General features: G+C 75.7%; 24 protein-coding genes. 10 read left to right on the top strand and 14 right to left on the bottom strand.

Annotated elements, in window-relative coordinates; all coding sequences use genetic code 11:
- Position 1 precedes the first annotated feature (1 nt).
- The 6 genes from ANAEK_RS17775 to ANAEK_RS17750 form a co-directional block, all read right to left on the bottom strand.
- Positions 2 to 1,213, bottom strand: coding sequence for a threonine ammonia-lyase (locus tag ANAEK_RS17775; protein WP_012527511.1), 1,212 nt, complete (start codon positions 1,211 to 1,213; stop codon positions 2 to 4).
- Between the two features lie 140 nt (positions 1,214 to 1,353).
- The gene (locus ANAEK_RS17770; protein WP_174315306.1) at positions 1,354 to 1,881 is read right to left on the bottom strand and encodes a helix-turn-helix transcriptional regulator; all 528 of its coding nucleotides are present in this window, start codon (positions 1,879 to 1,881) and stop codon (positions 1,354 to 1,356) included.
- A 458-nt stretch (positions 1,882 to 2,339) separates the two neighbouring features.
- Entirely contained in the window at positions 2,340 to 2,609 is a 270-nt protein-coding gene (locus ANAEK_RS17765; protein WP_012527509.1) for a DUF1634 domain-containing protein, read from the bottom strand.
- Positions 2,606 to 3,373, bottom strand: coding sequence for a sulfite exporter TauE/SafE family protein (locus tag ANAEK_RS17760; protein ID WP_012527508.1), 768 nt, complete (start codon positions 3,371 to 3,373; stop codon positions 2,606 to 2,608). Before ANAEK_RS17760 ends, ANAEK_RS17765 begins: the two co-directional genes overlap by 4 nt.
- A 224-nt stretch (positions 3,374 to 3,597) precedes the next feature.
- Positions 3,598 to 7,230: a DNA polymerase III subunit alpha gene (gene dnaE / locus ANAEK_RS17755; RefSeq protein WP_012527507.1), complete on the bottom strand. Its 3,633-nt coding sequence runs from the start codon at positions 7,228 to 7,230 to the stop codon at positions 3,598 to 3,600.
- 100 nt (positions 7,231 to 7,330) lie between these two features.
- The gene (locus tag ANAEK_RS17750) at positions 7,331 to 8,572 is read right to left on the bottom strand and encodes an SMP-30/gluconolactonase/LRE family protein (protein WP_012527506.1); all 1,242 of its coding nucleotides are present in this window, start codon (positions 8,570 to 8,572) and stop codon (positions 7,331 to 7,333) included.
- A gap of 126 nt (positions 8,573 to 8,698) precedes the next feature.
- Here ANAEK_RS17750 and ANAEK_RS17745 point away from each other — a divergent pair, with 126 nt between their 5' ends.
- Positions 8,699 to 9,169, top strand: a complete 471-nt coding sequence (locus ANAEK_RS17745; protein ID WP_012527505.1) for a hypothetical protein — start codon at positions 8,699 to 8,701, stop codon at positions 9,167 to 9,169.
- A gap of 45 nt (positions 9,170 to 9,214) precedes the next feature.
- On the opposite strand, the gene ANAEK_RS17740 is transcribed toward ANAEK_RS17745, so the two are convergent.
- On the bottom strand, positions 9,215 to 9,496 hold the full coding sequence (locus tag ANAEK_RS17740) for a pyrimidine/purine nucleoside phosphorylase (RefSeq protein WP_012527504.1): 282 nt from the start codon (positions 9,494 to 9,496) through the stop codon (positions 9,215 to 9,217).
- Positions 9,497 to 9,528: 32 nt separating this feature from the next.
- Complete coding sequence (locus ANAEK_RS17735) at positions 9,529 to 10,200, bottom strand: DUF6064 family protein (protein WP_012527503.1); 672 nt, start codon at positions 10,198 to 10,200, stop codon at positions 9,529 to 9,531.
- Between the two features lie 190 nt (positions 10,201 to 10,390).
- Between ANAEK_RS17735 and ANAEK_RS17730 the strand changes: the two genes are divergently transcribed.
- A complete protein-coding gene (locus ANAEK_RS17730) occupies positions 10,391 to 11,401 on the top strand; it encodes a histone deacetylase (protein WP_012527502.1) in 1,011 nt (336 codons plus the stop codon).
- Here ANAEK_RS17730 and ANAEK_RS17725 read toward each other — a convergent pair.
- A complete protein-coding gene (locus tag ANAEK_RS17725) occupies positions 11,370 to 11,918 on the bottom strand; it encodes a hypothetical protein (RefSeq protein ID WP_012527501.1) in 549 nt (182 codons plus the stop codon). The two genes, ANAEK_RS17730 and ANAEK_RS17725, sit on opposite strands and share 32 nt — an antisense overlap.
- 60 nt (positions 11,919 to 11,978) lie before the next feature.
- Here ANAEK_RS17725 and ANAEK_RS17720 point away from each other — a divergent pair, with 60 nt between their 5' ends.
- From ANAEK_RS17720 to ANAEK_RS17710, 3 genes are all read left to right on the top strand, one after another.
- Positions 11,979 to 12,704, top strand: a complete 726-nt coding sequence (locus tag ANAEK_RS17720) for a hypothetical protein (protein WP_012527500.1) — start codon at positions 11,979 to 11,981, stop codon at positions 12,702 to 12,704.
- A gap of 67 nt (positions 12,705 to 12,771) precedes the next feature.
- Positions 12,772 to 13,206, top strand: coding sequence for an RsbRD N-terminal domain-containing protein (locus ANAEK_RS17715; protein ID WP_012527499.1), 435 nt, complete (start codon positions 12,772 to 12,774; stop codon positions 13,204 to 13,206).
- Between the two features lie 15 nt (positions 13,207 to 13,221).
- Positions 13,222 to 15,051 carry an SLC13 family permease gene (locus tag ANAEK_RS17710; RefSeq protein ID WP_012527498.1) on the top strand — a complete coding sequence of 610 codons (1,830 nt, stop codon included), beginning with the start codon at positions 13,222 to 13,224 and terminating at the stop codon, positions 15,049 to 15,051.
- On the opposite strand, the gene ANAEK_RS17705 is transcribed toward ANAEK_RS17710, so the two are convergent.
- The 3 genes from ANAEK_RS17705 to ANAEK_RS17695 form a co-directional block, all read right to left on the bottom strand.
- Complete coding sequence (locus ANAEK_RS17705) at positions 15,041 to 16,543, bottom strand: amidase (RefSeq protein ID WP_012527497.1); 1,503 nt, start codon at positions 16,541 to 16,543, stop codon at positions 15,041 to 15,043. The genes ANAEK_RS17710 and ANAEK_RS17705 overlap by 11 nt on opposite strands.
- A gap of 87 nt (positions 16,544 to 16,630) precedes the next feature.
- Positions 16,631 to 17,767 carry a hypothetical protein gene (locus ANAEK_RS17700; RefSeq protein ID WP_012527496.1) on the bottom strand — a complete coding sequence of 379 codons (1,137 nt, stop codon included), beginning with the start codon at positions 17,765 to 17,767 and terminating at the stop codon, positions 16,631 to 16,633.
- A gap of 300 nt (positions 17,768 to 18,067) precedes the next feature.
- Entirely contained in the window at positions 18,068 to 18,454 is a 387-nt protein-coding gene (locus ANAEK_RS17695; RefSeq protein ID WP_012527495.1) for a hypothetical protein, read from the bottom strand.
- A 91-nt stretch (positions 18,455 to 18,545) separates the two neighbouring features.
- Between ANAEK_RS17695 and ANAEK_RS17690 the strand changes: the two genes are divergently transcribed.
- Positions 18,546 to 19,097 (top strand): N-acetyltransferase, encoded by a 552-nt coding sequence (locus tag ANAEK_RS17690; RefSeq protein ID WP_012527494.1) that lies wholly within the window; start codon positions 18,546 to 18,548, stop codon positions 19,095 to 19,097.
- Positions 19,098 to 19,174: 77 nt separating this feature from the next.
- Complete coding sequence (locus ANAEK_RS17685) at positions 19,175 to 19,666, top strand: DUF4442 domain-containing protein (RefSeq protein WP_012527493.1); 492 nt, start codon at positions 19,175 to 19,177, stop codon at positions 19,664 to 19,666.
- Here the strand turns inward: ANAEK_RS17685 and ANAEK_RS17680 are convergent.
- Positions 19,563 to 20,078 (bottom strand): MarR family winged helix-turn-helix transcriptional regulator, encoded by a 516-nt coding sequence (locus ANAEK_RS17680; protein ID WP_232288264.1) that lies wholly within the window; start codon positions 20,076 to 20,078, stop codon positions 19,563 to 19,565. The genes ANAEK_RS17685 and ANAEK_RS17680 overlap by 104 nt on opposite strands.
- Positions 20,079 to 20,162: 84 nt before the next feature.
- Between ANAEK_RS17680 and ANAEK_RS17675 the strand changes: the two genes are divergently transcribed.
- Entirely contained in the window at positions 20,163 to 21,224 is a 1,062-nt protein-coding gene (locus ANAEK_RS17675; RefSeq protein WP_012527491.1) for a branched-chain amino acid aminotransferase, read from the top strand.
- Positions 21,225 to 21,237: 13 nt separating this feature from the next.
- On the opposite strand, the gene alr is transcribed toward ANAEK_RS17675, so the two are convergent.
- A complete protein-coding gene (gene alr, locus ANAEK_RS17670) occupies positions 21,238 to 22,416 on the bottom strand; it encodes an alanine racemase (RefSeq protein WP_041454111.1) in 1,179 nt (392 codons plus the stop codon).
- 156 nt (positions 22,417 to 22,572) lie between these two features.
- Between alr and ANAEK_RS17665 the strand changes: the two genes are divergently transcribed.
- Both ANAEK_RS17665 and ANAEK_RS17660 read left to right on the top strand, forming a co-directional pair.
- The gene (locus tag ANAEK_RS17665) at positions 22,573 to 23,109 is read left to right on the top strand and encodes a hypothetical protein (RefSeq protein ID WP_011422475.1); all 537 of its coding nucleotides are present in this window, start codon (positions 22,573 to 22,575) and stop codon (positions 23,107 to 23,109) included.
- A gap of 139 nt (positions 23,110 to 23,248) precedes the next feature.
- The gene (locus tag ANAEK_RS17660; RefSeq protein WP_012527489.1) at positions 23,249 to 23,857 is read left to right on the top strand and encodes a hypothetical protein; all 609 of its coding nucleotides are present in this window, start codon (positions 23,249 to 23,251) and stop codon (positions 23,855 to 23,857) included.
- Positions 23,858 to 23,889 lie beyond the last annotated feature (32 nt).

The following is a 23,889-nucleotide window of genomic DNA, read 5'->3' as shown; positions in this document are numbered from 1 at the left end:
GTCACATCCCGAGCTGCTGGACCTGGTATCCGCGCTCGCGCAGCGCCTGGAGGAGCTCCTGGACGTGCTCGAGGCCGCGGGTCTCCAGCGTCAGCTGGAGGGTGGTGTCGCCGAAGCGCGTCGCGAACGCCCGCGTGTGGTGCACCTCGATGACGTTGGCGCGGTGGTGGGCGATGATCGCCGACACCTTGGCGAGCTGCCCCGGCTTGTCGGTGAGCGCGACGCTCACCCGCACCAGCCGCCCGTCCTTCACCAGGCCCCGCTCGATGATCCGCGCGACCAGGTTCACGTCGATGTTGCCGCCGGAGACGATGCCGACCACGCGCCGGCCCTCGAGGCCGGTCGCGCGGCGGTTCATGAGCGCCGCCACCGCGACCGCGCCCGCCCCCTCCGCGACCGTCTTCTCCTTCTCGAGCAGGTAGAGGATCGCGCTCGCGATCTCCTCCTCGGAGACGGTCACGATCTCGTCCACCAGGCGGCGGACGTGCTCGAAGGTGAGGTCGCCGGCGCGCTTCACGGCGATGCCGTCCGCGACGGTGCTGGCCGGCTCGAGCGTGACCGGCCGGCCCGCCTCGATCGCCGCCAGCATGCTGGGGAGCACCTCGGTCTCGACGCCCACGATCCGAACCTCGGGGCGCAGCGCCTTCGCGGCCACGGCCACTCCGGAGGCGAGCCCGCCGCCGCCGATGGGCACCAGGATCGCGTCCACCTCCGGGACCTGATCGAGGATCTCGAGCCCGACCGTGCCCTGGCCCGCGATGATGCGCGGGTCGTCGAACGGGTGCACGAAGGTGAGCCCCTCGACCTGCTCGAGCCGGCGCGCCTCGGCGTACGCCTCGTCGTAGTTCGCCCCATGGAGCACGATGCGCGCGCCGTGCGCCCGGGTGTTCGCCACCTTCATGATGGGCGTGGACTCCGGCATCACGATGGTGGCCTTCACCCCCAGGCGACCGGCGTGGTACGCGACCCCCTGCGCGTGGTTGCCGGCGCTCGCCGCGATCAGCCCCCGGGCGCGCTCGGCCTCGCCCGCCAGCAGCAGCGTGTTGAGGGCGCCGCGCTCCTTGTAGGAGCCGGTCATCTGGAGGTTCTCGAGCTTGAGGAAGGCGCTGGTGCCGCTCAGGCGGGAGAGGGTCTCGGTGCGGGCACAGGGGGAGAGGTAGATCCGGTCGCGGATCCGGCCGAGCGCGGCCTGGACGTCGGGGAGCGTCACCATGGCGGATCGCGAACGCTACCGCCCCGCGCGGGCGAACGGCAAGCGCCGCACGCGCGCGAGGACCGGACGAGGAACGGGCGTCGCGGCGGCGCAGGAGCCGCCGGAGAGGCCAGGCGCGAGCGGCCCGGGGCCGCTCGCCGCTAGTGCTGCACCAGCCTCCGCGCGAGCTCGACGCGGTTCCGCACGCCGAGCTTGTCGAAGATGGTCTTGAGGTGGCTCTTCACGGTCTGGGAGGCGATCCCCAGCCGCTCGGCCACCTCGCGGGAGCGGAGCCCGTCGGCCACGAGCAGCGCCACCTCCCGCTCGCGCTGGGTGAGGCCGTCGGCCGGCGTGGCGGTCGGGGTCTCGGGGCCGACCTGCAGCGGCTCCGGGAGCGGCTCGCGCCAGAGGTGGAGCTGCGTCTTGCCCTTCCCGACGGCGGTCACCTCGATGCGGAGCCGCTCGCCGTGGCCCTCCATGACGAGCGTGCGGCGCACGCCGGGCGGCCCGTTCTGGGCCCCGTCGGTGAGGCCGCGGAGCTCCGCCGGCACCAGCGCGCCGTCGGCGGCGTCCGCGAAGAACACCTTCAGCATCTCCTCCGCCTGCCGGTCGGCGCGCAGCAGCCCACCCGCGTCGCTGTGAGCGGCAGCCCCGCGCGGAGCGGGAACGCGAACGTTCGCTCGCATCATGGCCAGCACCCCCTTTGCCTCCGTGTGGAGACAGGACCCACATACTACAGCCCTGCGAACGAGTGGTCACTCGCATCGCGAGCCGTCGCGATCTCCTTCGGGGTTCCGAGGGTTTATGACGCATCTGCGTCGGAGGGGGTGGGCGCATCGGGTCCCGTCCTTCCTGGTGCGACGGAAGCGGCAACCCATGCCCTGAAATCGGACGGATGCACTGCGCGTCCGGTAGCGCGGATCACCCGGAACACGAGGCACCCCTGATGAGCGCGGTGGCAGAGCGACGTTGACGCTTCGTGCGGGACCGGTTGGGCCTGGCCGTCGACCCCGCCGCAGCGGGGCGGGTGCGAGCGGCGGAGGAACGGGCAGGACATGCGCGGAGGCTCCGCCGGGAACGTACGCACGCGCGCCGGTCCGGGCCGCGCGTCCGCGCCGCGGCCGCGCCCCGCGGGTGGGCCCACGGCTCAGCGGAGCGCGGCGTGGACCGCGGCGGCGAGCAGCGCGACCAGCACCACGGTCGACGCGGCGCCGAAGCGGCGTTCACCCACCGAGAAGAAGCCGCCGGCGGCGACGGCGAGCCGGAGCGGCGGCGTGATGAACAGCGCGATCACGCCGAGGCGCGCGAGGTGGCTCGCCACCTCGAGGTCGAGCGCGTAGGCGAGCGTGGCCGCGCCGCAGAGGCCGACGCCGGTGAGCGTGCCGGCCCAGAGCGCGAGCGAGACGGTGCGGTTCACGGCAGTCCCCGCAGCACGTCCCACACCATGCGGCCACCCAGCAGCACCAGCAGCGCGGAGAACGCCGCCTGGAGCCGGGCCGCCGGGATCCGGCCGAGCAGCGTCGCGCCCAGCCGCGCGCCGGCGAACACGCCCACCACCACCGGCGCGGCCACCGCGACCTCGAGGTCGCCGCGCGCGTAGTAGACGTAGGCGCTGGCGGCGGCGGTCACGCCGATCATGAAGTTCGAGGTCGCCACCGCGACCTTGAACGGCAGCTCCATCGCCAGCGTCATCACCGGCACCTTGATGAAGCCGCCGCCCACGCCGATGAGGCCGGAGATGGCGCCCGCCACCGCGCTCGCGCCGAGGCCCGTGCCCCAGCGGCGGACGACGTACGGCTCGCCCTCGGCGGCCTGCGGGCCGGCCGGACGCCGCCGCCACATCACCAGCGCCGAGTACACGGCCACCGCGGCGAACAGCGCCTTCAGCAGGCCCACCGGCGCGAGGCCGGCGACGGCGCTCCCGAGCATGGCGCCGGTGACGGTCGCGAGCTCCAGCACCACGCCGACCCGCATGTCGGAGAGCTTGCGGTCCACGTAGGAGGCCGCCGCGGAGGAGGAGCTGGCGATGATCACGACCAGCGACACGGCCACGGCGTGACGGAACGGCAGGCCGAAGCCGGCGGTGAGGATGGGGACGACGATGATGCCGCCCCCGATGCCCATGAGGGCGCCGAGGGTGCCGGCGCCGAGGCCGACGGAGGCGAGCAGGAGGGCGGTCACGGAGCGCCCACTCTACCGTACGGTCGGGTGCCCGGAAACCGACCCTTCGGCTGGGCTGCAGCTGCTCCCGGCCTCCGCTCGCGCTGCCCGCACGGTGCGTGACGACGAGCCGAACGGGATCCGCTCGCCATCCGCACGGTGCGGCACGACGAGCCGATCGGGATCCGCTCGCCCGAGTACCGCCGCGCGAGCGATGGGAGGCGAGCGACGCGCTCGAGGACGCGTCAGCGCAGCTCGACCTCGAAGCCCAGCTTGCGCGCGGACTCGAGCAGCTCGTCGGCGGGCTGCACCTTGACCGGCACCGAGATGGTGGTCTCGGTCTGCTCCGGGATGACGGCGCGGACCGTCACCGGGCAGCTCCCGGAGAAGCGCCCGAGCAGCGTCCTCAGGTCGCCGGCGCGGGCGGCGGTGAGCCGGTCGGCGTCGATGCGGAGCGCGATCTCGCTCGTCTTCTGGTTGCGGACCGCGGCGAGCGGCTCGATGTCGAGCGCGGTGATCTCCGCCCGCGGGTTCTCCTCCTCGCGGTTGTTGATCCGCACCTCGCCGTGCACCAGCACCGGCTCGTCGCCCTTCACGAAGTGCTCCCAGTCCGACCAGCCCTTCTGCGCGGGGCGGCCGTTCTGGCCCGGGCGCGAGGCCCAGCAGATGACCTCCGTCGTGCCGGTGAGGTCCTCCAGCGTGAGGAAGCCGAAGCGCGTGCCCTTCTCCTTGTTCATGCGCTCGCGCAGCGACGCGACCACGCCGACCACGGTGACCTTGTCGCCGTGGCGCTTCTGCGCGACCGCGGCGCAGGTGGAGGAGGCGTAGCGGCGGACCTCGCGCTCGTAGCCCATCAGCGGGTGGCCGGTGAGGTAGAAGCCGAGCGCCTCCTTCTCGAACGCGAGCCGGACGCGCTCGGGCCACTCCTCCACCGTCACCTCGCCCACCGCGTCGCCGGGCCTCGGGTAGCGCGGCTTCGCCTCGGTGGCCGCGGAGGCCGCGAGCGCGCCGAACAGCGAGGCCTGGCCGCTGGCGCGGTCGGCCTGCGCCGACGCGCCGGCGGAGATGGCGGCGTCGATGCCGAAGTAGAGCTGCCAGCGCGGCACGCCCTCGAAGTCGAGCGCCCCGGACTTCACCAGCGCCTCGAGCACCTTCTTGTTGATCTTCTTCGAGTCCACCCGCCCGGCGAGGTCGAACAGCGACTTGAACGGCCCGGACGCGCGCGCCTCGACGATGGCCTGCACGGCGGACTCGCCCACGCCGCGCACCGCGCCCAGGCCGAACCGGATGCGGCCGCGCGAGCCCTTCGGCGACTCGGGCCCGGGCGGGAACGCGCCGAAGGCGGCGTCGGACTCGTTGACGTCCGGCGGGAGCACCTCGAGCTGGCTGGCGCGCGCCTCGGAGATGTGGAGCACCACCTTGTCGGTGTTCGAGGCCTCGCTCGAGATGAGCGCGGCCATGAACTCCACCGGGTAGTGCGCCTTCAGCCAGGCGGTCTGGACGGTGAGCAGGCCGTAGGCGGCGGAGTGCGACTTGTTGAAGCCGTACGCCGCGAACTTCTCCATGAGGTCGAAGATGCCGCCGGCGACCTTCTCGTCCACGCCGTTCGCGACCGCGCCGGCGAGGAAGCCGACGCGCTCCTTGGCCATGACCTCGGCCTTCTTCTTCCCCATGGCGCGGCGGAGCAGGTCGGCCTGTCCCAGCGAGTAGCCCGCCAGGACCTGCGAGATCTGCATCACCTGCTCCTGGTAGACGATCACGCCGTAGGTCGGCTCGAGGACCTTCTCCAGGCTTTGGTGCGGGTACTGCACCTTCTCGCGGCCGTGCTTGCGGTCGATGTAGACGTCCACCATGGTGCGGCCGTCCTCGAGCTTCTGGTCGAGGGGGCCGGGCCGGTAGAGCGCGCCCGCGGCGATGACGTCCTCGAAGCGCGACGGCTTCATCTTCACCACCATCTCGGTGAAGCCGGAGGACTCCATCTGGAACACGCCGCCGGTGTCGCCGCGGCTGATGAGCTCGTACACGGCCGGATCGTCGATGGGGATGTCGCTGGCCGCGAAGTCCTTCATCTCGGGGTGGTTGCGCTTCACCATCCGCAGGGCGTCGTCGATGACGGTGAGCGTCTTCAGGCCGAGGAAGTCGAACTTCACCAGGCCGGCGGCCTCGACCTCCTCCTTCGCGAACTGCGACACCAGCATCTCGGACTTGTCGTCCTTGTACGCCGGCACGTACTCCCAGAGCGGCTTGTCCGCGATCACCACGCCGGCCGCGTGCAGGCCGGCCTGGCGGTTCAGGCCCTCCAGCGACATGGCGATGTCGAGCAGGTCCTTGGTGGTGACCTTGTTCTGGACGCCCTTGTCGTCCACCCACTGCGAGATCACGGCGGGCTTGTCGTGGAGCTCCTTCAGGCGCGGCTCCGCCGGCATCTTGTCCGAGCCGAACACCAGCTCCTTGAGCGGCGGCGTCTTGCCCTGCACCGGGTCCGGGACGAGCTTCGCGATCCGGTCGCCCTCGGCGAACGGCAGGCCCATCACCCGCACCACGTCGCGGATCACCGAGCGCGCCTTCAGCGAGCCGAAGGTGATGATCTGGCCGACGTTGTCCTGGCCGTACTTGCCGCGGACGTACTGGATGACCTCGTCGCGGCGGTTCTGGCAGAAGTCCACGTCGAAGTCCGGCATGGACACGCGCTCCGGGTTCAGGAAGCGCTCGAACAGCAGGTGCCAGCGGAGCGGGTCGAGGTCGGTGATGCGCAGCGACCAGGCCACGATGGAGCCGGCGCCGGAGCCGCGGCCCGGGCCCACCGGGATGTGGTGCTCCTTCGCCCAGTTGATGAAGTCCTGGACGATGAGGAAGTAGCCCGGGAACCCCATCTTCTTGATGACGCCGAGCTCCATCTCCAGCCGCTGCCGGTAGACGTCGCGATCGTGCGGGTACTTCCCGTCGATCTCGCGGAAGCGCCGATCGAGCCCCTCCCGCGCGAGCTTGTCGATGTAGTCGTCCTCGCTCATCCCCTCCGGCAGCGTGAAGGAGGGGAGGAACGTCTTCCCGAGCGGCAGCTCGACGTTGCACATCTCGGCGATGCGCAGCGTGTTGTCGAGCGCCTCGCGGAAGTCGGGCAGCGCCGCGGCCATCTCGTCCGGCCCGGCGACGAACAGGCCGTCGGTGTCGTGGCGGAGCCGCTTCGGATCCTGGAACGTCTTGTTGGAGGCGATGCACATCAGCACCTCGTGCGCCTTCGCCTCCTGGCGGCTCACGTAGTGCGCGTCGGCGGTGCCGACGAGCGGGATGCCCTCGTCGCGGCCGAGCTGGGCGAGCTTGGCGTTGACGTCGAGCTGCTCGCGCATGCCGTTCGACTGGACCTCGAGGAAGAACGAGCCCGGCTCGAAGATGTCGCGGTACTCGCGCGCCACCCGCCGCGCGCCGTCCATGTCGCCCTGCCGCGCCAGGCGCGGCACCTCGCCCGCCAGGCAGGCGGTCAGGCCGACGAGGCCCTTCGAGTGGTCGCGCAGGAGCTGCTTGTCGATGCGCGGGTCGTAGTAGAAGCCCTCGGTGAACGCCTTCGAGGAGAGGTAGCGCAGGTTCGCCCAGCCCTCGGCGTTCTTCGCGAGCAGGATGAGGTGGCGGCCGATGCGCTCGGAGCGGTCGGTGCGCCCCTTGTCGCCCGCGACGTACGCCTCCATGCCGAGGATGGGCTTCACCCCGGCTTCCTTCGCCTTCTTGTAGAAGTCCACCGCGCCGAACAGGTTGCCGTGGTCCGTCACGGCCACGGAGCTCATGCCCTTCGCCTTGACGGTCTTCAGCAGGTCCTTGATGCGGATGGCGCCGTCGAGGAGGGAGTACAGGGTGTGCAGGTGCAGGTGGACGAAGTCGGGCATCGGGCCCGATGTCTAGCAGGCGGGGGTGACAGGCGGAAGGCGCCGGAAGTGGGCAGCGGAAAAGAGGGAATTCCGCGCCGTCGCAGGCGCTCGCGTGCGCTCACCACGGCAGCCGGTAGATCCGCGTCGGCTCCATCCCGGCGGGCGCGAGCTTCCCGTCCTTCCACCCGTCCACGTGGCTGTTGCCGATGTAGACGAACGCGCCGGGCAGCAGGGCGCCGGTGGTGGGCACGTGCCAGCCGGGGTTGGCGGTCTCGAGCACCTCGGCCGCCCGCACGGCGGCGGCGCCCGGCTCGAGCTCGAGGCGGACGATGCGCGGCAAGCCGGCGCCGTTCTGGACGGCCACGAGCGTCCGGCCCGCGGCGGCGAGGCCGTCGATGCCGGTCAGCGGGAAGCGGGCCGGCCCGCGCAGGCGGCGGGGCGCGCCGCCGTCGCGCGGCAGGTCCCACAGGCCGGTCGCGTCGGCGACGAGGAGGCGGCCCTCGGCGAAGGCGATCCCGTTCGCGTAGACCCAGCGCCGCCCGCCGCCGGCGGCCACCAGCGCGGCGGCGCCGGGATCGAGCCGCCACACCTCGCCGCCCTCGCTGTCGGTCACGTACACCGTCCCGTCCTCGGCGACGGCGAGGTCGTTCAGCATGTGGCCCGGTCCGTCGAGCCCGGCGCTCCGCCGCGCGGCGCCGGTGGCGAGGTCGAACGCGAGGAGGCGGGTGCGGGCCGGCGTCCCGGTGGCCGCGTCCGCGCGCGCGAGGGAGGCCGCCCAGAGCAGGCCGCGCGCGGCGTCCACCTTGATCCCCAGCACCTGGTCCACCCCGTCCGTCACGAGGTCGCGCGCCGATCCGCCCGGATCGACCCGCACGATCTTCCGGAGCCGCATGCTCCCGACGTAGAGCGCGCCGTCGCGCGGGTCGGCCGCGATGCCCTCCGCCACCAGCCCCGGGTCGGAGAGCGTGGCCGCGAGCGGCGCCTGCGGCGTCCTGGGGACGCGCGCGGCGAACCGGGCCGCGAGGGCCTCCAGCTCGGGCCGCCCGGCCAGCTCGGGGAAGTCGGCGGGATCCATGCCGTTCGACCAGCCGGCCTCGTCCAGCGACCGGAGCAGCGCCAGGGCGCCGTCGGCATCGCCCTCGCGGGCGGCGAGCCAGGCGCGCAGGTAGGGGAGGCCGGGGTCGCCGGGATCCCCGGGCGCGGCGCCGCCAGCGGCGGCCCCGAGGGCGGGCGCAGCCGGGCTCGCGGCGGCGCCCCGCGCGGCCGGCGCGTGCCGGCAGCCGGCGGCGGCGACGGCCGCGGCGGCGAGCAGCGCGATCGGGAACGGGCGGGCAGGGGTCGGGCGCGCGGCGGGGGCCATGGTCACCTCACGTGAAGGGGCTCCCCGGACCGATGCGCCGACGCGGGCGATGTGACGGGCGCGGCCACGCCCGGGGCGCGCCGGGGGCGGGCTGCGGCCGCGGCCGGCGCGTGCTAACTGTGTCGCGTGGCCCACTTCTCCCGCCGCCTCCCCGGCGTCCTGCCGCGCAAGGACCTCGTGCGCCTCCTCGTGCCCACGTACGCCGCCGCGCGCGGCGTGGACGAGGAGGAGGCCACCGACCGGCTCTCGCGCGCGCTCGCCGCGCCGGCGGCGCTCGACGAGCTCTACGCCGGCGTGTCCGACGCGCTCCGCGACGCGCAGGGGCCGCGCACCTCGGAGGACGCGCTCATGGACCGGCTCTCCGCGGGCGTGGTGACGCGCGGCGGCCGCGCCCGGCCGGCGCCCTCGACGCCGGCGGTCTCCGCCGCGCTGGTCCGGCTCGATCTGGAGATCGGCATCGCCCCGGAGTCGATGCGCGCCACGCTCGCGGCCGGGCCGGGCCGGGCGCTGCTCCAGGATGGGCTGCGCGCGCTCGGCGCGCACGTCGTGAAGGAGCTGCTGCGCGGCGCGCGCTCGAGCCCGGCGCGCGGGAGCTAGCGCCGCGGCGAGCTTCGCCCGGCGGGGCGAGGGCGCAGCCGCGCTCTAGAGGAATTCACAGACGTAGGCCGCCGGCGCGGTCGCCTTCACGTCGAAGCCGCTCCGGCCCGGGATCTCGAAGCAGGTGCCCGCGGGGAAGGCGCGGAACCCGGCCTCGCCCGGCAGGCGCGCCCACAGCTCGCCCGAGACCACGGTCATGCGCTCCGGCGCCTCGGTGCCGAAGTGGAACTCGCCCGCGTCCACCACGCCGGCGGTCTGCCGGCGGCCGTTGCGCTCGAACCCGATGCTCTGGACCTGACCCTCGAAGAACGTCTTGTGCGTGAGCATGGCCGGATGGAAGCACGCGGCGCTCGCGCCGGTCAACGCGCGCCCGCGCCCCCGGCCGCGGGGCGGCGGTGGACCCGCGGGCGATCGCGGCCGAGCAGCAGGCCGGTGGCGAGCACGCCGGTGAACGGCAGCGGGAGGTCCTCGGTCATGCCCAGGTCGAGCGCGGCCGGGATGCCCACGAGCGACCACAGGAACGGGATCACCAGCAGGCGGCGCGGCACCGGGCGGTCGGTGAGCAGGAGGAGCCCGAGCGTGAACATCGTGTTCGGGCAGGGCGTGACGCCGAACGCGGGCGCGCGGGGGTAGGCGTGCCCGGCGAGCGCGCCGACGAGCGGGTAGACGGCCGCCGCGTACAGCATGAGCGACAGGCCCGCGGTGGTGAGCCCGCCGGGCCGGGCGTGGAACGACAGCCAGCCGCGCGCCGAGGCCATCGCGAACAGCACCGCCTGCACCACGAACGCCGCGGCGAACGCCGGCGCGAGCGAGGACGCGCGCGCGAGGGCGCTCGCGTGGAAGGCGGCCGCCGCCGCCCACAGGAACGCGAGCACGAGCGCGGTCGCGGCGCTGGCGCCCCGCCCGCCGCGCACCGCGAGCACCAGCGCGAGGAGCGCGAGCGCGTAGGCGACGAGCGGCATGGGCCAGATCGCGCGGTTGAACTGCTCGAACGCGTCGAGGAGCTGCTGCGAGGTGAAGGGGACGCCCATGGGCCACCTCCGGCTCCCCAGCAGGCGCACCGCCGCGCGGCGGCGTCGAGCGCCCTCGGCGTGGCGACCCGATCGTGGGCGGCGCGCGCGGGCGATCGGTGGACGGCCCTTGTGACGAACGGTGAAACGCGCGCACGGGCCGGCCGGGGTTCCCCCGCCCGCTCGCCGGGAGTATGGTGCGCGCCGAACCATGCCTCGGCGCGTCCTCCTCGTCTCACACCCCGACTGCCAGGCCCACGATCCCGGCCCCGGACACCCGGAGCGCCTGGCGCGGCTCGAGGCCGCGCTGGAGGCGCTCGCGGCGGATGCCGCGCTCGGGCCGGAGGTGCTGGTGCGCGTCGAGGCGGCGCGGGCGACCGAGCAGGCGCTGCTGCGCGTCCACACGCCCGGGCACCTCGCCCGCGTGCGCGCCCACGTGGAGGCGGCGGCACGCACCCGGATGCTGGACTGGCTCGAGCCGGAGACGCCGGTCTCGGCGGGCTCCTGGCGCGCGGCGGTGGCAGCGGCCGGCGCGGCCATCGAGGCGGCCGAGCGGGTGGCGCGCGGCGAGGCGGAGGCGGCGTTCGCGCTGGTCCGGCCGCCGGGCCACCACGCCTGGGCGGACCGCGGCGGCGGGTACTGCCTGCTCAACAACGTGGCGATCGCGGCGCGCGCGGTCCAGGCGGCGGGGCTGGCGCGGCGGGTGCTCGTGGTGGACTGGGACGTCCACCACTGCGACGGCACGCAGTCGATCTTCTGGGAGGACCCCGCCGTCTACGTGCTCTCGGTGCACCTGTGGCCGCACTACCCGCACACCGGGGCGCCGGAGGAGCGCGGCGCCGGCGCGGGCGAGGGGACCACCCGCAACGTGGCGGTGCCGCACGGCACGCGCGCCCCCGAGCAGCGTCGGCTCTTCGAGGAGGGGCTGGCGGCGGCGCTCGGCGAGTTCCAGCCGGACCTGGTGCTGCTCTCGGCCGGCTTCGACCCGCTGGAGGGCGACCCGGAGGGCGGCCTGCACCTCGAGCCCGCCGACCTGCACGCGATGACGCGGACGCTGGTGGCGCGGTGCGCCGCCGCGGGCTGCGACCGGATCGCGGCGGTGCTGGAGGGCGGGTACGTCCCGCCGCGGCTGGGCCAGGGCGTGGTGCAGGTGGTGCGGGCGCTGGCGGGGCTGCCGGCCGCCGGGGAGCTCACCCTCGCGGGCGCGCGCCGAAGCGGATGAGGTCGCGCTCGCCGCGCCCGAACGCGGCCAGCAGCGCCGCCGGGCCGTGGGCCTGCGCCTCCGCCAGCTCCTGCGGCGAGAGGAACGCGGCCATCGACACCTGCACCAGCTCCGCGTCGAAGCGGATCGCGTCCGGCAGGTCCGGGAACCAGCGGCCGGCGCTCGGCGGGAGCAGCGCCACCCCGGCGCGCCCGGCCTCCGCCAGCGCGGGGTCGGCGAACGGGAGGATCCGGACCGCGTCGCCGGCCGGCGCCACCCGCTCCACGCGCGCGAGCAGCGCGCCCACCACCATCGGGTCCGCGTCGGTGAGCGTGGCGACCACGCGGCGGCCGGTCCGGCCGAGCGTGAACACCACCGCCGCGCCCGGGCTGGGCGCGAGCGGTGCCGACGCGAACACGGCCCGCGGGCCCTCCGGCTCGAGCGCGACCTCGACCGCGCGCCCGCCGCCCGCGGCGGGGACGTGCTCCATCACGTAGACGAGGACCCGGGCCTCGAGCCGGTTCAGCGCCGCTTCCATGCCGGGAGCTTGCCACGTTCCACGCCGGTCCGGGAACCGCGGCTGCTAGACTCCGCGCCCATGCCGCTCGCCCGCCGCCGCCGCGCCGCCTGGCCCCCCTGGAAGGAGAACCGGCGCGTGGCGCTGGCCGTCGCGGCGGTCGCGCTCGGGGTGGGCGCGGCGGTGCTGTGGGGGCGCGGCAGCGGGCGGCCGGACGTCGCGCTCGCCGCGCAGGCCGCGGCGCTCTTCGGCTGGTTCGCGCTGCTGATGCTCGCCGTGCGCCGGCCGCCGCGGGCCCGGGCGCCGCGCGACGCGTCCGGCGCCACCCTCCTGCGCGCCGGCATCGCCCGCCGGCTCGCGTTCCCGCTCCTGCTCGCGCCCGCGCTCGGCGCGGTGGCCGTGCGCGCGGTGCGCGAGCAACCGGGCGCGGCCGGCCTCGGCCTGGCGGGCCTGGTCGCGCTGGTGGTGGCGTTCCTGGCGGCGAGCGCGCTGCGCTCCGGCCGCGCCTTCCGCCTCGGCGAGGACGGCCTCGAGCTGCGCCTGCGCGGCCGCCCCGCCGCGCTGCTCCCGTGGTCGCGGATCCGCGAGGTCCGCGTGGAGCGCTGGCGGGCGCACGCCGGCCTGGTGCTGCTGGGCGAGGAGGGGAGCCCATCGCTCGGCGTGAGCGCCTGGCTGGACGGCTCCGCCGAGCTGGCCGCGGCGCTGCTCCGGCGCGCCCCGGCGCGCGCGCTCGAGGGCCCCGGGACGCGCGAGGCGCTGCAGGCGCTCGCGGGCGAGCTCGGCCCCGGCCTCTCCGCCCCCCGCTGAGCCACCGCCCGGGACCCGGCGACCCGGGCGGCGCCGCGTGGACATCCTCTGCCGAGGAGGTGCGCGCGTGGGGAGCCGGCTGGCGGAGCGGATCCGGGAGACCCAGGACGAGGTGCTGGCCACCTGGGAGGCGGGGGTGCGGACGCTCGCCAGCGCGGCGCAGGCGCCCGGGCCGGCGCTCTTCGACCAGGTGCCGGAGCTGCTCCGGTGGCTGGCCGACCGCCTCGATCACGGCGGCGCGCCCGACGAGGAGCGCGACGCGTTCGGGCACCACCACGCCATCGAGCGGCTCTCGCAGGGGTTCGACCTCGTGGAGGTGATCGGCGAGCTCGGGCTGCTCCGCGAGTGCCTGCTCGACGCCTGGGTGGCGGGGCCGGAGGGCGTCGAGCCCGCCGACGTCCGCCGCATGGAGGTCGAGCTCGATCACGTGGTGGCGCTGGTGGTGCTCCAGTTCGTGCGCGACCGGGGCGCTGGCGACGCGGCCGCGCCCGCCGGCGCGTGAGCAGGGGGACGGCGCGTGGCGGCGGCCCTGGTGCTCGGCACGGTGCTCCTGGCGCTGGTGCTCTTCTGGACCGAGTGGGTCCCGGTCGAGGTCACCTCGCTGCTCGTGGTGTGCCTGCTCGCGGCGACGCGCGTGCTCACGCCGAAGCAGGCGTTCTCGGGGTTCTCCGACGACACGGTGATCTTCATCTTCACGCTGCTCGCGATGACGCAGGGGCTCGCCGCCACCGGGGTGGTGAACGCGGTGGGGGAGCGGCTCACCGTGCTCGGCCGGTTCGGCCCGGTCGCGTTCCTGGTCGCGCTGCTGGTCACCGTGGCCGCGTTCTCCGCCTTCGTCTCGAACACCGTGACCGCCGCCGCGTTCCTCCCGGTGGCGGTGAGCGGCGCGCAGCGCGTCGGCCTGTCGAAGCGCGACGTGCTCCTGCCCATGGCGTACGCCTCGATGCTGGGCGGCACGGTGCTCCTGTTCGGCACCTCCACCAACCTGGTGATGAGCGCGGCCATGGCGCGCTCCGGGCTGGGGCGGATCGGCGTGGTGGAGCTCGCGCCGCTCGGGCTGCCCATCGCCGTGGTGGGCATCGCGCTGGTGGTGCTGCTCGCGCGCCCGCTGCTCCGGCGCGGGGCGCGCCCGGTGGTGCCGGACGCGGTGCCGGAGCGCGCGTACCTGTCGGAGGTGGCGGTGCCGGCGGGCTCGCCGCACGTGGGCCAGCCGCTCTCCGAGGTGGCGCCGACGATCGGGGCACGGCCGGTGGCGGTGGTGCGCCGGGGTGAGCCGCGGCCTCCCGACCCGGCGGCGGTGCTCGCGCCGGAGGACCGCGTGGTGGTGGAGGGGCGCCGCGAGGAGATCGTCGAGGCCGCGGGCGCCCCCGGGGTGGCGCTCGGCACCGGCGGCACGCCGCCCGGCGCCGCGGCGGAGCTCGCGCCGGCGCCCGCGCCCGGCGCGCCGGACGCGCCGGTGGTGGTGGAGGCGTCGGTGCCGCCCGGCTCGCGGCTGGCCGGCAAGGTGGTGGCCGACGCGGACCTCGGGGCGCAGCTCGGGCTGGAGGTGCTGGGCATCCACCGCCGCCCCGCCGTGCAGCGCCTCACCAAGCTGCAGCTCCTCGCGGGCGGCCGCCGCCGCGCCGCCTCCATCGCCGCGCTCCCCATCGCCGCGGGCGACCTGCTGCTGCTGCGCGGCCTGCGCGAGCGCGTCCGCGCCCTGGCCGACGGCGGCGTGCTCCTCGTCCTGAGCGGCGTGGACGCGGAGCCGCTGCGCCGGCGCAAGGCGCTGCTCGCGGCGGCGATCTTCCTCGGCGCGCTGGCGGTGGGCACCGCCGGCCTGCTGCCCATGGCGGTGGCCGGGCTGGCGGGGCTGCTCGCGATGATCTTCACCGGCTGCGTGGACGCGCGGCGCGCGCTGCGGGTGGACTGGCGCGTGGTGCTGCTGGTGGGGTCGATGCTGGCGCTCGGGCTCGCGATGGAGGCGAGCGGCGCGGGGCGGCTGCTCGGGGAGTGGCTGGCGGAGGCGGGGGCGGCGGCGGGCCCGCGCGGCGTGCTGCTCGCGCTGGTGGTGCTCACCATCGTGCTCTCCGCGCCCATGAGCAACCAGGCCGCCGCGCTGGTGATGCTGCCCATCGCCGTCGCCGCGGCGCACCGGCTCGGCGTGGACCCGCGCCCGTTCGCGATCGGCGTGACGCTGGCCGGCTCCTGCTCGTTCGTGACCCCGCTCGAGCCGGCGTCGATGCTGGTCTACGGGGCGGGGCGGTACCGCTTCTCGGACTTCGTGCGCGTGGGGACCCCGCTCACGCTCGCGATCGTGGCGCTGCTCACCCTGGGCGTCCCGCTGGTCTGGCCGTTCACGCGCTGAGCGGCGGCGCCCGGCCGGCCCACGGCGCGGCCTGCTCCACCTGCGCCGCGAGCCGGAACAGCGTCGCCTCGGCCCCGAAGCGCCCCACCACCTGCACGCCGATGGGCAGGCCCTCGCGGCTGAAGTGGAGCGGCAGGCTCATCGCCGGCTGGCCGGTCTGGTTGAACAGCATGGTGTTGCCGGTGGCGTCGAACGAGCGGCTGCCCAGCTCGTCGAAGAGGTGCTCCAGCAGCCGGCGCGAGCCGAGGCGCGCCACCAGCCGCAGCGCGAGCCGCTCGTGCGAGCGCGCCGCCAGCGCCCCGACCCGGACCGGCGGGCGCGCCAGCGTGGGCGTGAGCAGCGCGTCGTGGCGCTCGAAGAACGCCGCCACGCCCCGCGAGGCCTGCTCCAGCTCGACCCGGGCCAGCACCAGGTCCTGCGCCGAGAGCGCGCGGCCGCCCGCCGCGAGCGCGGCCGTCTCCGGCTCGAGGTCCCCGGCGCGCGGGCGGCGGCCGGCGTGGCGGGCGGCGAGCGCGACGTCGGCCGCGGTCTGCGCCGCGAGCGTCACCAGGTACGCCCGCGCCAGCGCGTCGCGCGGGAACTTCGGGCGCGCCTCCACCAGGTCGTGCCCGAGGTCGGCGAGCAGCCGCGCCGCCGCGTCCACCGCCGCGGCGCACTCCGCGTCGGTGGAGCGCGCGAACAGGCCCTCGCGCGTGAACGCGATCCGCAGCCGCCCCGGCGGCGCGCCCACCTCGGCGAGGAACGGCCGCTCCTTCGGTGGCGCCGCGTACGGATCGCCCGGGGCCGGGCCGTCGATGGCGTCGAGCAGCGCCGCGGAGTCGCGCACCGAGCGCGTCAGCACGCCGTCGATCGCGAACCCGCCCAGCGCCTCGCCGAACGCCGGCGCCAGCGTGACGCGCCCGCGGGTCGCCTTCAGCGCGAACAGCCCGCACACGGACGCGGGGATGCGCAGCGAGCCGCCGCCGTCGTTGCCGTGCGCGGCGGGGACGATCCGCGCCGCCACCGCCGCCGCGCTCCCGCCCGACGAGCCGCCCGAGGTGAACGCCGGGTTCCACGGGTTCCGGGTCGGCCCGCGCAGCGCCGGCTCGGTGACGCCCATGACGCCCAGCTCCGGCGTGTTGGTCTGCCCGAACAGCACCAGCCCGGCCGCCTGGAACCGGCGCACCGTCTCCGCGTCCTCCGGCGCCACGAACCCGGCCAGCAGCCGCGAGGAGCAGGTGTACGGGTGGCCCTTCCACGCGGCCAGCAGGTCCTTCAGCAGGAACGGGACGCCGGAGAGCGGGCCGGCGGGGAGCGGGCCGGCGGGGAGCGGGCCGCGGGCGCGCGCGCGCGCCTCGTCGTCGTAGCGGGCGACGATGGCGTTGATGGACGGGTTGCGCCGGTCGGCGCGCTCCAGCGCCGCCTCCAGCAGCTCGGGCGCGGACACCTCGCGGCGCGCGACCAGCTCGGCCAGGCCGAGCGCGTCGAGGCGGTCGTACTCCGGCAGTCGCACGGCGTGGCCTCCTGGGACGTCCCAGGATAGCCCCGGGCCGGGGCGCGGGGTGCCCGCGGGCCTCCGCACCCCCGCCGGGGGCGGAAGCTAGGAGGTGGGGACCGCGCCGCAGGCCCAGGCGTGCTCGGTGCCCTCGTGCACCGCGGCGTAGACGGCGTCGCGGAGCCGGTTGGCCTCCTCGTCGGTGAGCGTCCGCCCCAGCGCGCGCAGCACCAGCCGGAGCAGCACGTTCTTCTGTCCCGGGCGCATCCCCAGCCGCGCCCGGGCCGGCTCCGGCAGCGCCTCCCAGGGCGTCTCCGACCGGACCTCGATGTCCTCGACGTCGGCGGCCCGCGACCCGAGCGCCTCGCGCACGCGGTCGCCGAGCGCCTCCGCGCCCGCGTCCGCCGCCACCGCCACCGAGAGGTCGCGGCGCACCGGCGGGTGGCGCGACACCGGCCGCCACGGCGAGAGGTCCTGCATCTGGGCCGCGATGCGCGGGTCGTCGGAGCGGAGCAGGCGGATGTCGTCGAGCCCCTTCGCCAGCATCACCAGGCGGTCGAGCCCGAGCCCCATGGCCAGCCCGCTCGCGTCCCCGGGCAGCCCCGCCTCGGCGAGCACCTCGGGCGTGACCAGGCCGCACTCGCCGATCTCGATCCACTCGCCGCGCACGCGGACGTCGATCTGGCGGCCCTCGCGCGTGTACGGGTGCGGCGACGGCACCACCGAGAGCGTGAGGTCGGGCAGCACCGCCCGGACCGCGCCGGCGATCATCTCCGCCAGCTCGTGCACGCCGAGCGGCGGGCCGCGGCGGATCCGCCACAGGTCCACCTGGTGCGGCTCGCCGGTGTGGAGGCGGTCGATGGCGTCGCGCCGGTACACCATGCCCGGGCAGACCAGCAGCACGTCCTGCGGCGGCGCCGCGGCGAGCCTGCGGAGCGCCGGCGGCACCAGGGCGGTGGTCTGGGTGCGGAGCAGGTGCGTGTCGGAGACGTACCGGGTGTGGCGCGCGTCGCGGGCCGCGCCGCCGGGCGGGTAGTGGAGCCGGTCGTAGTTGTCGGCGACCGCGACCACCGGGCTGGCGCGCTCCACGGCGACCGGGCAGCGCCAGGCGCCGGAGAGCGCGTCCACCACCTTGCGCAGCACGAGCTGCACGGCGTGCGGACCCTGCGCCGGGTCGGTGAGATCGCGGAGGGCGAGCGCGCGCTCCAGCGCGCCGGGGGACAGGACGGGGAGCTTCGACATGGTTCGGACCTCGAGAGGCGGCGGCGCGCCGCGCGGCGGGCGCGCCCGTGGATGGAAGGGTGGAGCGACGACTCCCCCCGCCACGGCCCGAACGATCTCGATGGTGCGGAGCGGCCCCTGCTCACCGCGCGAGCGGGTCCGTCCAGGCACCGGGCCGGGACGGAGGGCCGCTAAATCGACGCGCACACGGGCTCGTCCGGGCACCGGGCCGGGACGAGGGGCCGCAATATCGACGCGCGATCGCGCTCAGGAGGACCACGTCACGAGGATACCCGCCGGCGGGCGCCGGCGCAACGCCGCTCACTGCTTGAGCTGCGCGCGGTGACCGGTCTCCTCGTCGAAGCCGTGCGCGAGGACGAAGTGGTAGACGGGGTACGGCTCGTCCCCGCTGCCCCCGATCAGCTCGAACAGGAACTGCCCGGCGTCGCCGTCCGGGTCGGGGAGCACCTGCACGAACAGCACCTCGCGCGCCTCGATGGCGATCTCGGCGAGGGTCTGCTTGCCGCGGGAGAGCTGCACCACCGGCACCCGCTCCTCGTCCTCCTCGAGGTGCCAGTGCAGGTCCTCCTGATCGTACAGGAACGTGTCCGGGGTCCCGGCGCGCAGGATGCAGTTGGGGTGGCGCTTGAGCCAGCGCCAGAAGCGATCGAACGTGAGGGTCGAGCCGGTCTCGACGGTGACGGGCATGGGTGGGAATATAGCGTCGAAGGTCCGCGCGCGGGGCCGATCGCGCGCGGGGCGCACGGCGCACGCCGCGCCGGCGCGGGTCGAGGCCGCGATGGATCACTTCCGCGCAGCCGGGCTGGAGCTCCAGGAGCTGGGCGCGCGCGATCTGCCGCGCATCCAGGATCTGCTGGAGCGGTGCGCCGAGTGGTGGGCGCTCATCCACGGCCGCGCGCCGCGCGACGACGAGGCGGAGTGGCTGCTGCAGGATCTGCCGCCGCGGTTCGACCGCCGGCGGCTGATCGGGGTGGCCGCGGGCGGCGGCGCGCTGGCGGGGCTGGTCGACGCGACCGACGGCTGGCCCGAGCGCGGGGTCACCTGGATCGGCCTGATGCTGTTCGAGCCGGCGTCCCGGTCCCGCGGGCTGGGTGCGGCGCTGCTCGCCGAGCTGGAGCGCGAGCTGCGCGGGGCCGGCACGCGGGCGGTGCAGCTCATGGTGCAGGCCCAGAACCCGCGCGCGCGAGCGTTCTGGGAGCGGATGGGGTTCGCGCCGATGGCGAGCGCGCGGGTGCGCGCGGGGCGGCTGGTGAACGACGTGACCGTGCTCCGGCGCGACCTCGCCGTGCCCACCGTCGACGGCCAGCCGCGCGGGCGCGGGGCGGCCTGAGCCCGGCGGGCGCTCGCGCTTCCGGGCAGCCCATGCGGGCCCGCGACCGCGCCGCGCCGGACCGCTAATCCCGGGGCGTGCCAGAGTCCCTCCGGACGCGTCTCGAGCGGCTCGCCTTCGGCCTGTTCCCCGCCTACGCCGGGACGGGCGCCCGGATCCGCTACATCGCCGCGGACTGGCGCGAGGTCCGGCTGGAGCTGCCGCTCGGCTGGCGCACGCGCAACTACGTCGGGACGATCTTCGGCGGCAGCATGTACGCGGCGGTGGACCCGATCTACATGCTGATGCTGATCCGGAATCTCGGACCGGACTACGTGGTCTGGGACAAGGCCGCGAGCATCCGGTTCCTGAAGCCCGGCCGCGGGACGCTGTCGGCCCGCTTCACGCTCGAGGAGGCCGAGCTGGACGCGATCCGCGCGGCGCTCCGCACCGAGCGGTCGGTGGACCGGAGCTACGCGGTGGAGCTCACCGACGCGACGGGGACGCCGCACGCGCGGGTCGAGAAGCTCCTCTACGTGCGCCGGCGCGAGCCGCGCGCGCGGGCGCCTGATCTCCGAGCGTCGCCATGATGTCGCGCCAGCCGTCCGCCGCCGCCGGCCCCGCAGCCCGGAACGCGCCCGCGAACAGGCGCCGCTGCGCCCCGGAGACGCGGCGCTCCAGCGCCGCGCCGCGCGCGGTGAGCGTGAGCGCCCTGCGCCGGCGGTCGTCGGGTACCGCCGCCGACGCGATCAGCCCGTGCGCGAGCAGCTCGCGCAGCGGGCGCGCCAGCGCCTGCTTCGACACGCGCAGGATGCGCAGCAGGTCGCCGGGCGAGAGGCCGGGGTCGCGCCGCACGAAGTACAGGACGCGGTGGTGGACGCGCGAGAGGCCGCGCTCCGCCAGGATCCGGTCCGGCTCCGCGGTGAGGTTGCGGAACGCGAAGAACAGGAGCTGGGACGCGTCGTCGAGCGGGTCCGTCGGGTCGATCATGTTGACGCTCACGGTCCGGGCGGCTGTAATACGTCAACGGCATTGACCTGAGCCGCGCCGGCGCACCAGTGTAGCACCGGGCGAGCGGAGGACACGATGGGCATCCCCGTGGAGCGCACCCGCAGCCCGAAGCCGCACCCCGCCGACGCCGACCTCGGCTTCGGCCGCCACTTCACCGACCACCTGTTCCGGATCGACTGGTCCGAGGGGAAGGGCTGGCACGCGCCGCGGGTCGAGCCGTACCGGCCGCTCTCGATCGATCCGGCCGCCTCGGTGCTGCACTACGGGCAGGCCATCTTCGAGGGGCTGAAGGCGTTCCGGCACCGCGACGGCGGCATGCGCCTGTTCCGGCCGGAGGCGAACCTGGCGCGGCTCGCGGCGAGCGCGCGCCGGCTCAGCATGCCGCCGCCGGAGCCGGGCGTCGTGCTGGAGGGCATCCGCGCGCTGCTCCGCACCGACGCGGGCTGGCTGCCGGAGTCGCCCGGCACCGCGCTGTACGTGCGGCCGGTGATGTTCGCGACCGAGGCGTTCCTGGGCGTGCGGCCCTCCAAGACGTACACGCTGCTCGTGATCGTCTCGCCGGTGGGCGCCTACTTCTCCGGCGGCGCCCACGCGCTGCGCATCTGGGTGGAGCGGGCGCGCGCCCGCGCGGCGCAGGGCGGCATCGGCGCGTCCAAGGCGGCCGCGAACTACGTGGCCAGCCTGCTCGCGGGCGAGGAGGCGAAGGCGCACGGGTACGACCAGGTGCTCTGGCTCGACGCCGCCCGGCACGCCGATCTCGAGGAGATCGGGACCATGAACGTGTTCGCGAAGCTCGGGGCGACCGTGGTCACCCCCGCGCTCGAGGGCACCATCCTCGCCGGCATCACCCGCGACTGCGTCATCACCCTGCTGCGCGACTGGAACGTGCCGGTCGAGGAGCGCCGGGTCTCGCTGGCGGAGCTGGAGCGCGCGCACGCCGCCGGGGCGCTGGAGGAGCTGTTCGGCACCGGCACCGCGGCGGTGGTGGCGCCCATCGGCGAGCTCGCCTGGGACGGCCGGCAGCTCGTCCTCCCCGCGCCCGGCCCGCAGTCGGTCGGCGAGCGGCTGCGCGCGGCCGTGCACGCCATCCAGCGCGGCGAGGCGCCGGATCCGCACGGCTGGCTCGAGCCGGTGTAGCGGGGAGGCGCGGCTAGATCGCGACTGGCGCCCGATCGACGAGCGTGCTCGCCTCCACCGCGCGCCCGCCGCGCAGGTAGAGGCGCGGCACGCGGGCGGAGATGCCGGCCAGGATCTCCCAGGAGATCGTGTCGGCGATGGTGGCGAGGTCGTCCGCGTCCACCCGCTCGTCGCCGTCGCGGCCGATGAGCGTCACCACGTCGCCGGCGGCCACGCCGGGCACCGCGGTGACGTCCACCATGCACATGTCCATGGCGACGCGGCCCACCACCGGCGCGCGGCGGCCGTGCACCAGCACCTGCGTCCGGTTGCCGAAGCTGCGCCGGTACCCGTCGGCGTAGCCGCACATCACCAGCGCCACGCGGGTGGGGCGGTTCGCGGCCCAGGTCCGGCCGTAGCCGACGGTGGCGCCGCGGTCCACGTCCGAGACGCGCGCCACCCGGGCGCGGAGCGACATCACCGGGCGCAGGTCGGCGTCGGTGCCGCACCAGGGCGCGGGGCGGTAGCCGTACAGCGAGAGCCCGCCCCGGACCGCCTCGAGCGCCATCTCGTGGTCGAGCAGGATGCTGGCCGAGGCGGCGCAGTGGCGCTCGGGCACCCACGGCAGCCGGCGCGAGGTCTCGCGCAGCACCTCGAACTGGGCGCGGGTGAAGCGCTGGTCGCCCTCCTCGGCCGCGGCGAAGTGGGTGAACAGGCCCTCGACCCGGAGGCCGGGGAGCGCGCGCGCCCGCTCGGCCAGGGCGACCAGCGCGTCGGGCGAAAGGCCGTGGCGGTTCAGCCCGCTCTCCAGCTCGAGGTGGATGGGGACCTCCGCGCCGCGGCGGCGGGCCTCGGCCGAGAGCGCCTCCACCAGGTCCATGGCGCCGACGGCGGGCCGGAGGCGGAGCGCGACCACCCGCGCCGCGTCGCTCGCCGGGGTGTTCCCGATGACGAGCAGCGGCGCCTCCACCCCGGCGCGGCGCAGCTCCTCGGCCTCGTCCACGCACACCACCGCGAGGCCGTGGGCGCCCGCCTCGAGCGCTGCCCGCCCGCACGCCACCGCGCCGTGCCCGTAGGCGTTCGCCTTCACCACGGCATAGAGGCGGGCCGGCGAGGCACGCGCGGCGAGGAGGCGAACGTTGTGGGCGAGGGCGTCGAGGTCGATCTCGGCCCACACGGGCCGGCCACCCCAGGTAGAGGGGACGATGGACATGGCGCGCATCTTAGCCCCCGCCGGAATTCTGGACAGGAGAAGGCGGCGCGCTGCGTCGGGTGGCGCCGCGCCGGGACGCGCGCGCGGGCGCCCGCGCGTGTTACCCTGCCGGCCCTTCGACCGGGCGTTCGGCCGCCCAAGCACGGGAGGAAGCGCATGAGCCGCAGCCGCTACCAGGATCTGTGTGAGTCGCTCGAGCAGGCGCGCGCCGGGTTCGCCGGCTACCGCTCCGAGTGCGTGCTGTTCGCCGCGACGCTCTCGCGCGGGCTCATCGAGTACTCGGGCTGGCCGCGGGAGCTGGTCGGCTACGAGCCGGTGTCGCCCGGCGCGAACGGCGAGCCCACGCAGAAGATCGAGGACGCCATCCACCTCGGCGAGGACGGCTTCTGGCACGTCGGGCTCCGGCTCGCGCTGGAGGAGCCGAAGGGGCGCGACTCGATCCTGCTCGAGATCCGCTTCAAGAAGCTCGAGACCCGCTACATCATCTCGCTGTTCGGGATGGAGGACTTCGAGATGGCGGAGCCGACGCCCGAGGCGCTCCAGCCGCTCCACGAGTCGATCCTGAACGCGGTGAAGCGCCACTACGACTACGGGCTGCGCCTGTTCCTCGAGAACGGCGGCCGCGGCCTGAAGATCCCGATCTCCACGCAGCGCCTGCTGGAGATGGCGCGCGGCGCCGGCGGCGCGGCGTAGCCCGTCCGCGCCGCACCCCTGAGCGTCTCCCGCGAAGCGCAGGCGGACGCGACGGCGGTGGCGTGACCCGTGGGCGGGTGCTAGCGTGCCGGGGTTCCGGTTCCACGCGCAGTGCACCCGTCCCACGGAGAGTCCCGCCATGCGCCTCATGCTCGCAGCCGCCGTCGCAGCCCTCGCCCTCGCCGGCACCGCCCGCGCGCAGGTCCCGTCCATGCCGTCCAGCGCCGACGTCGACGCCGCCAGGGCGAAGGCCGACGCGCACGCCACCGAGCACGCCACCGCCGCCGCCGCGAAGGCGGACGGCGAGGTGAAGCAGGCCGAGGCCAAGGCCGGCGCGAAGAAGGACGCCGCCGCCGCGAAGGTGAGATCGCACCGGACCGCCGCCGAGGCGAAGGCGCTCGAGGCGAAGTCCGCCGCGGAGGCCATGCAGCAGGAGCAGGCGGCGGGCGGCGAGGCCATGGCGCCGGTCGGCGAGCCGAAGGGGGTCGCCGAGGGCAAGGCGAAGGCCGAGGCCGCCGCCGCGAAGGGCCAGGAGAAGGCCGCCGCCGCGTCCGCGCACGGCAAGAAGAAGGGCCACCAGGCGGCCGCGAAGGCGAAGGCCGCCGGCGTGAAGGCGGGGCAGAAGGCCGACGAGAAGGCGTCCGACGCGGCCGTGAAGGCGAAGGCGGCCGCCGCCAGGGGCGACGAGAAGGCCGCCGAGGCGGCCGAGAAGGCCGAGGAGACCCGGAAGGCCGTCGAGGGGAAGTAGCCCGTCCGGCGCCACCGCTCGCGGCCGTCCGG

Source organism: Anaeromyxobacter sp. K (assembly GCF_000020805.1).
Lineage (GTDB): Bacteria > Myxococcota > Myxococcia > Myxococcales > Anaeromyxobacteraceae > Anaeromyxobacter > Anaeromyxobacter dehalogenans.
Note: the sequence above shows the minus strand (reverse complement) of the source record. Positions and strands in the feature narration are given on the sequence as shown.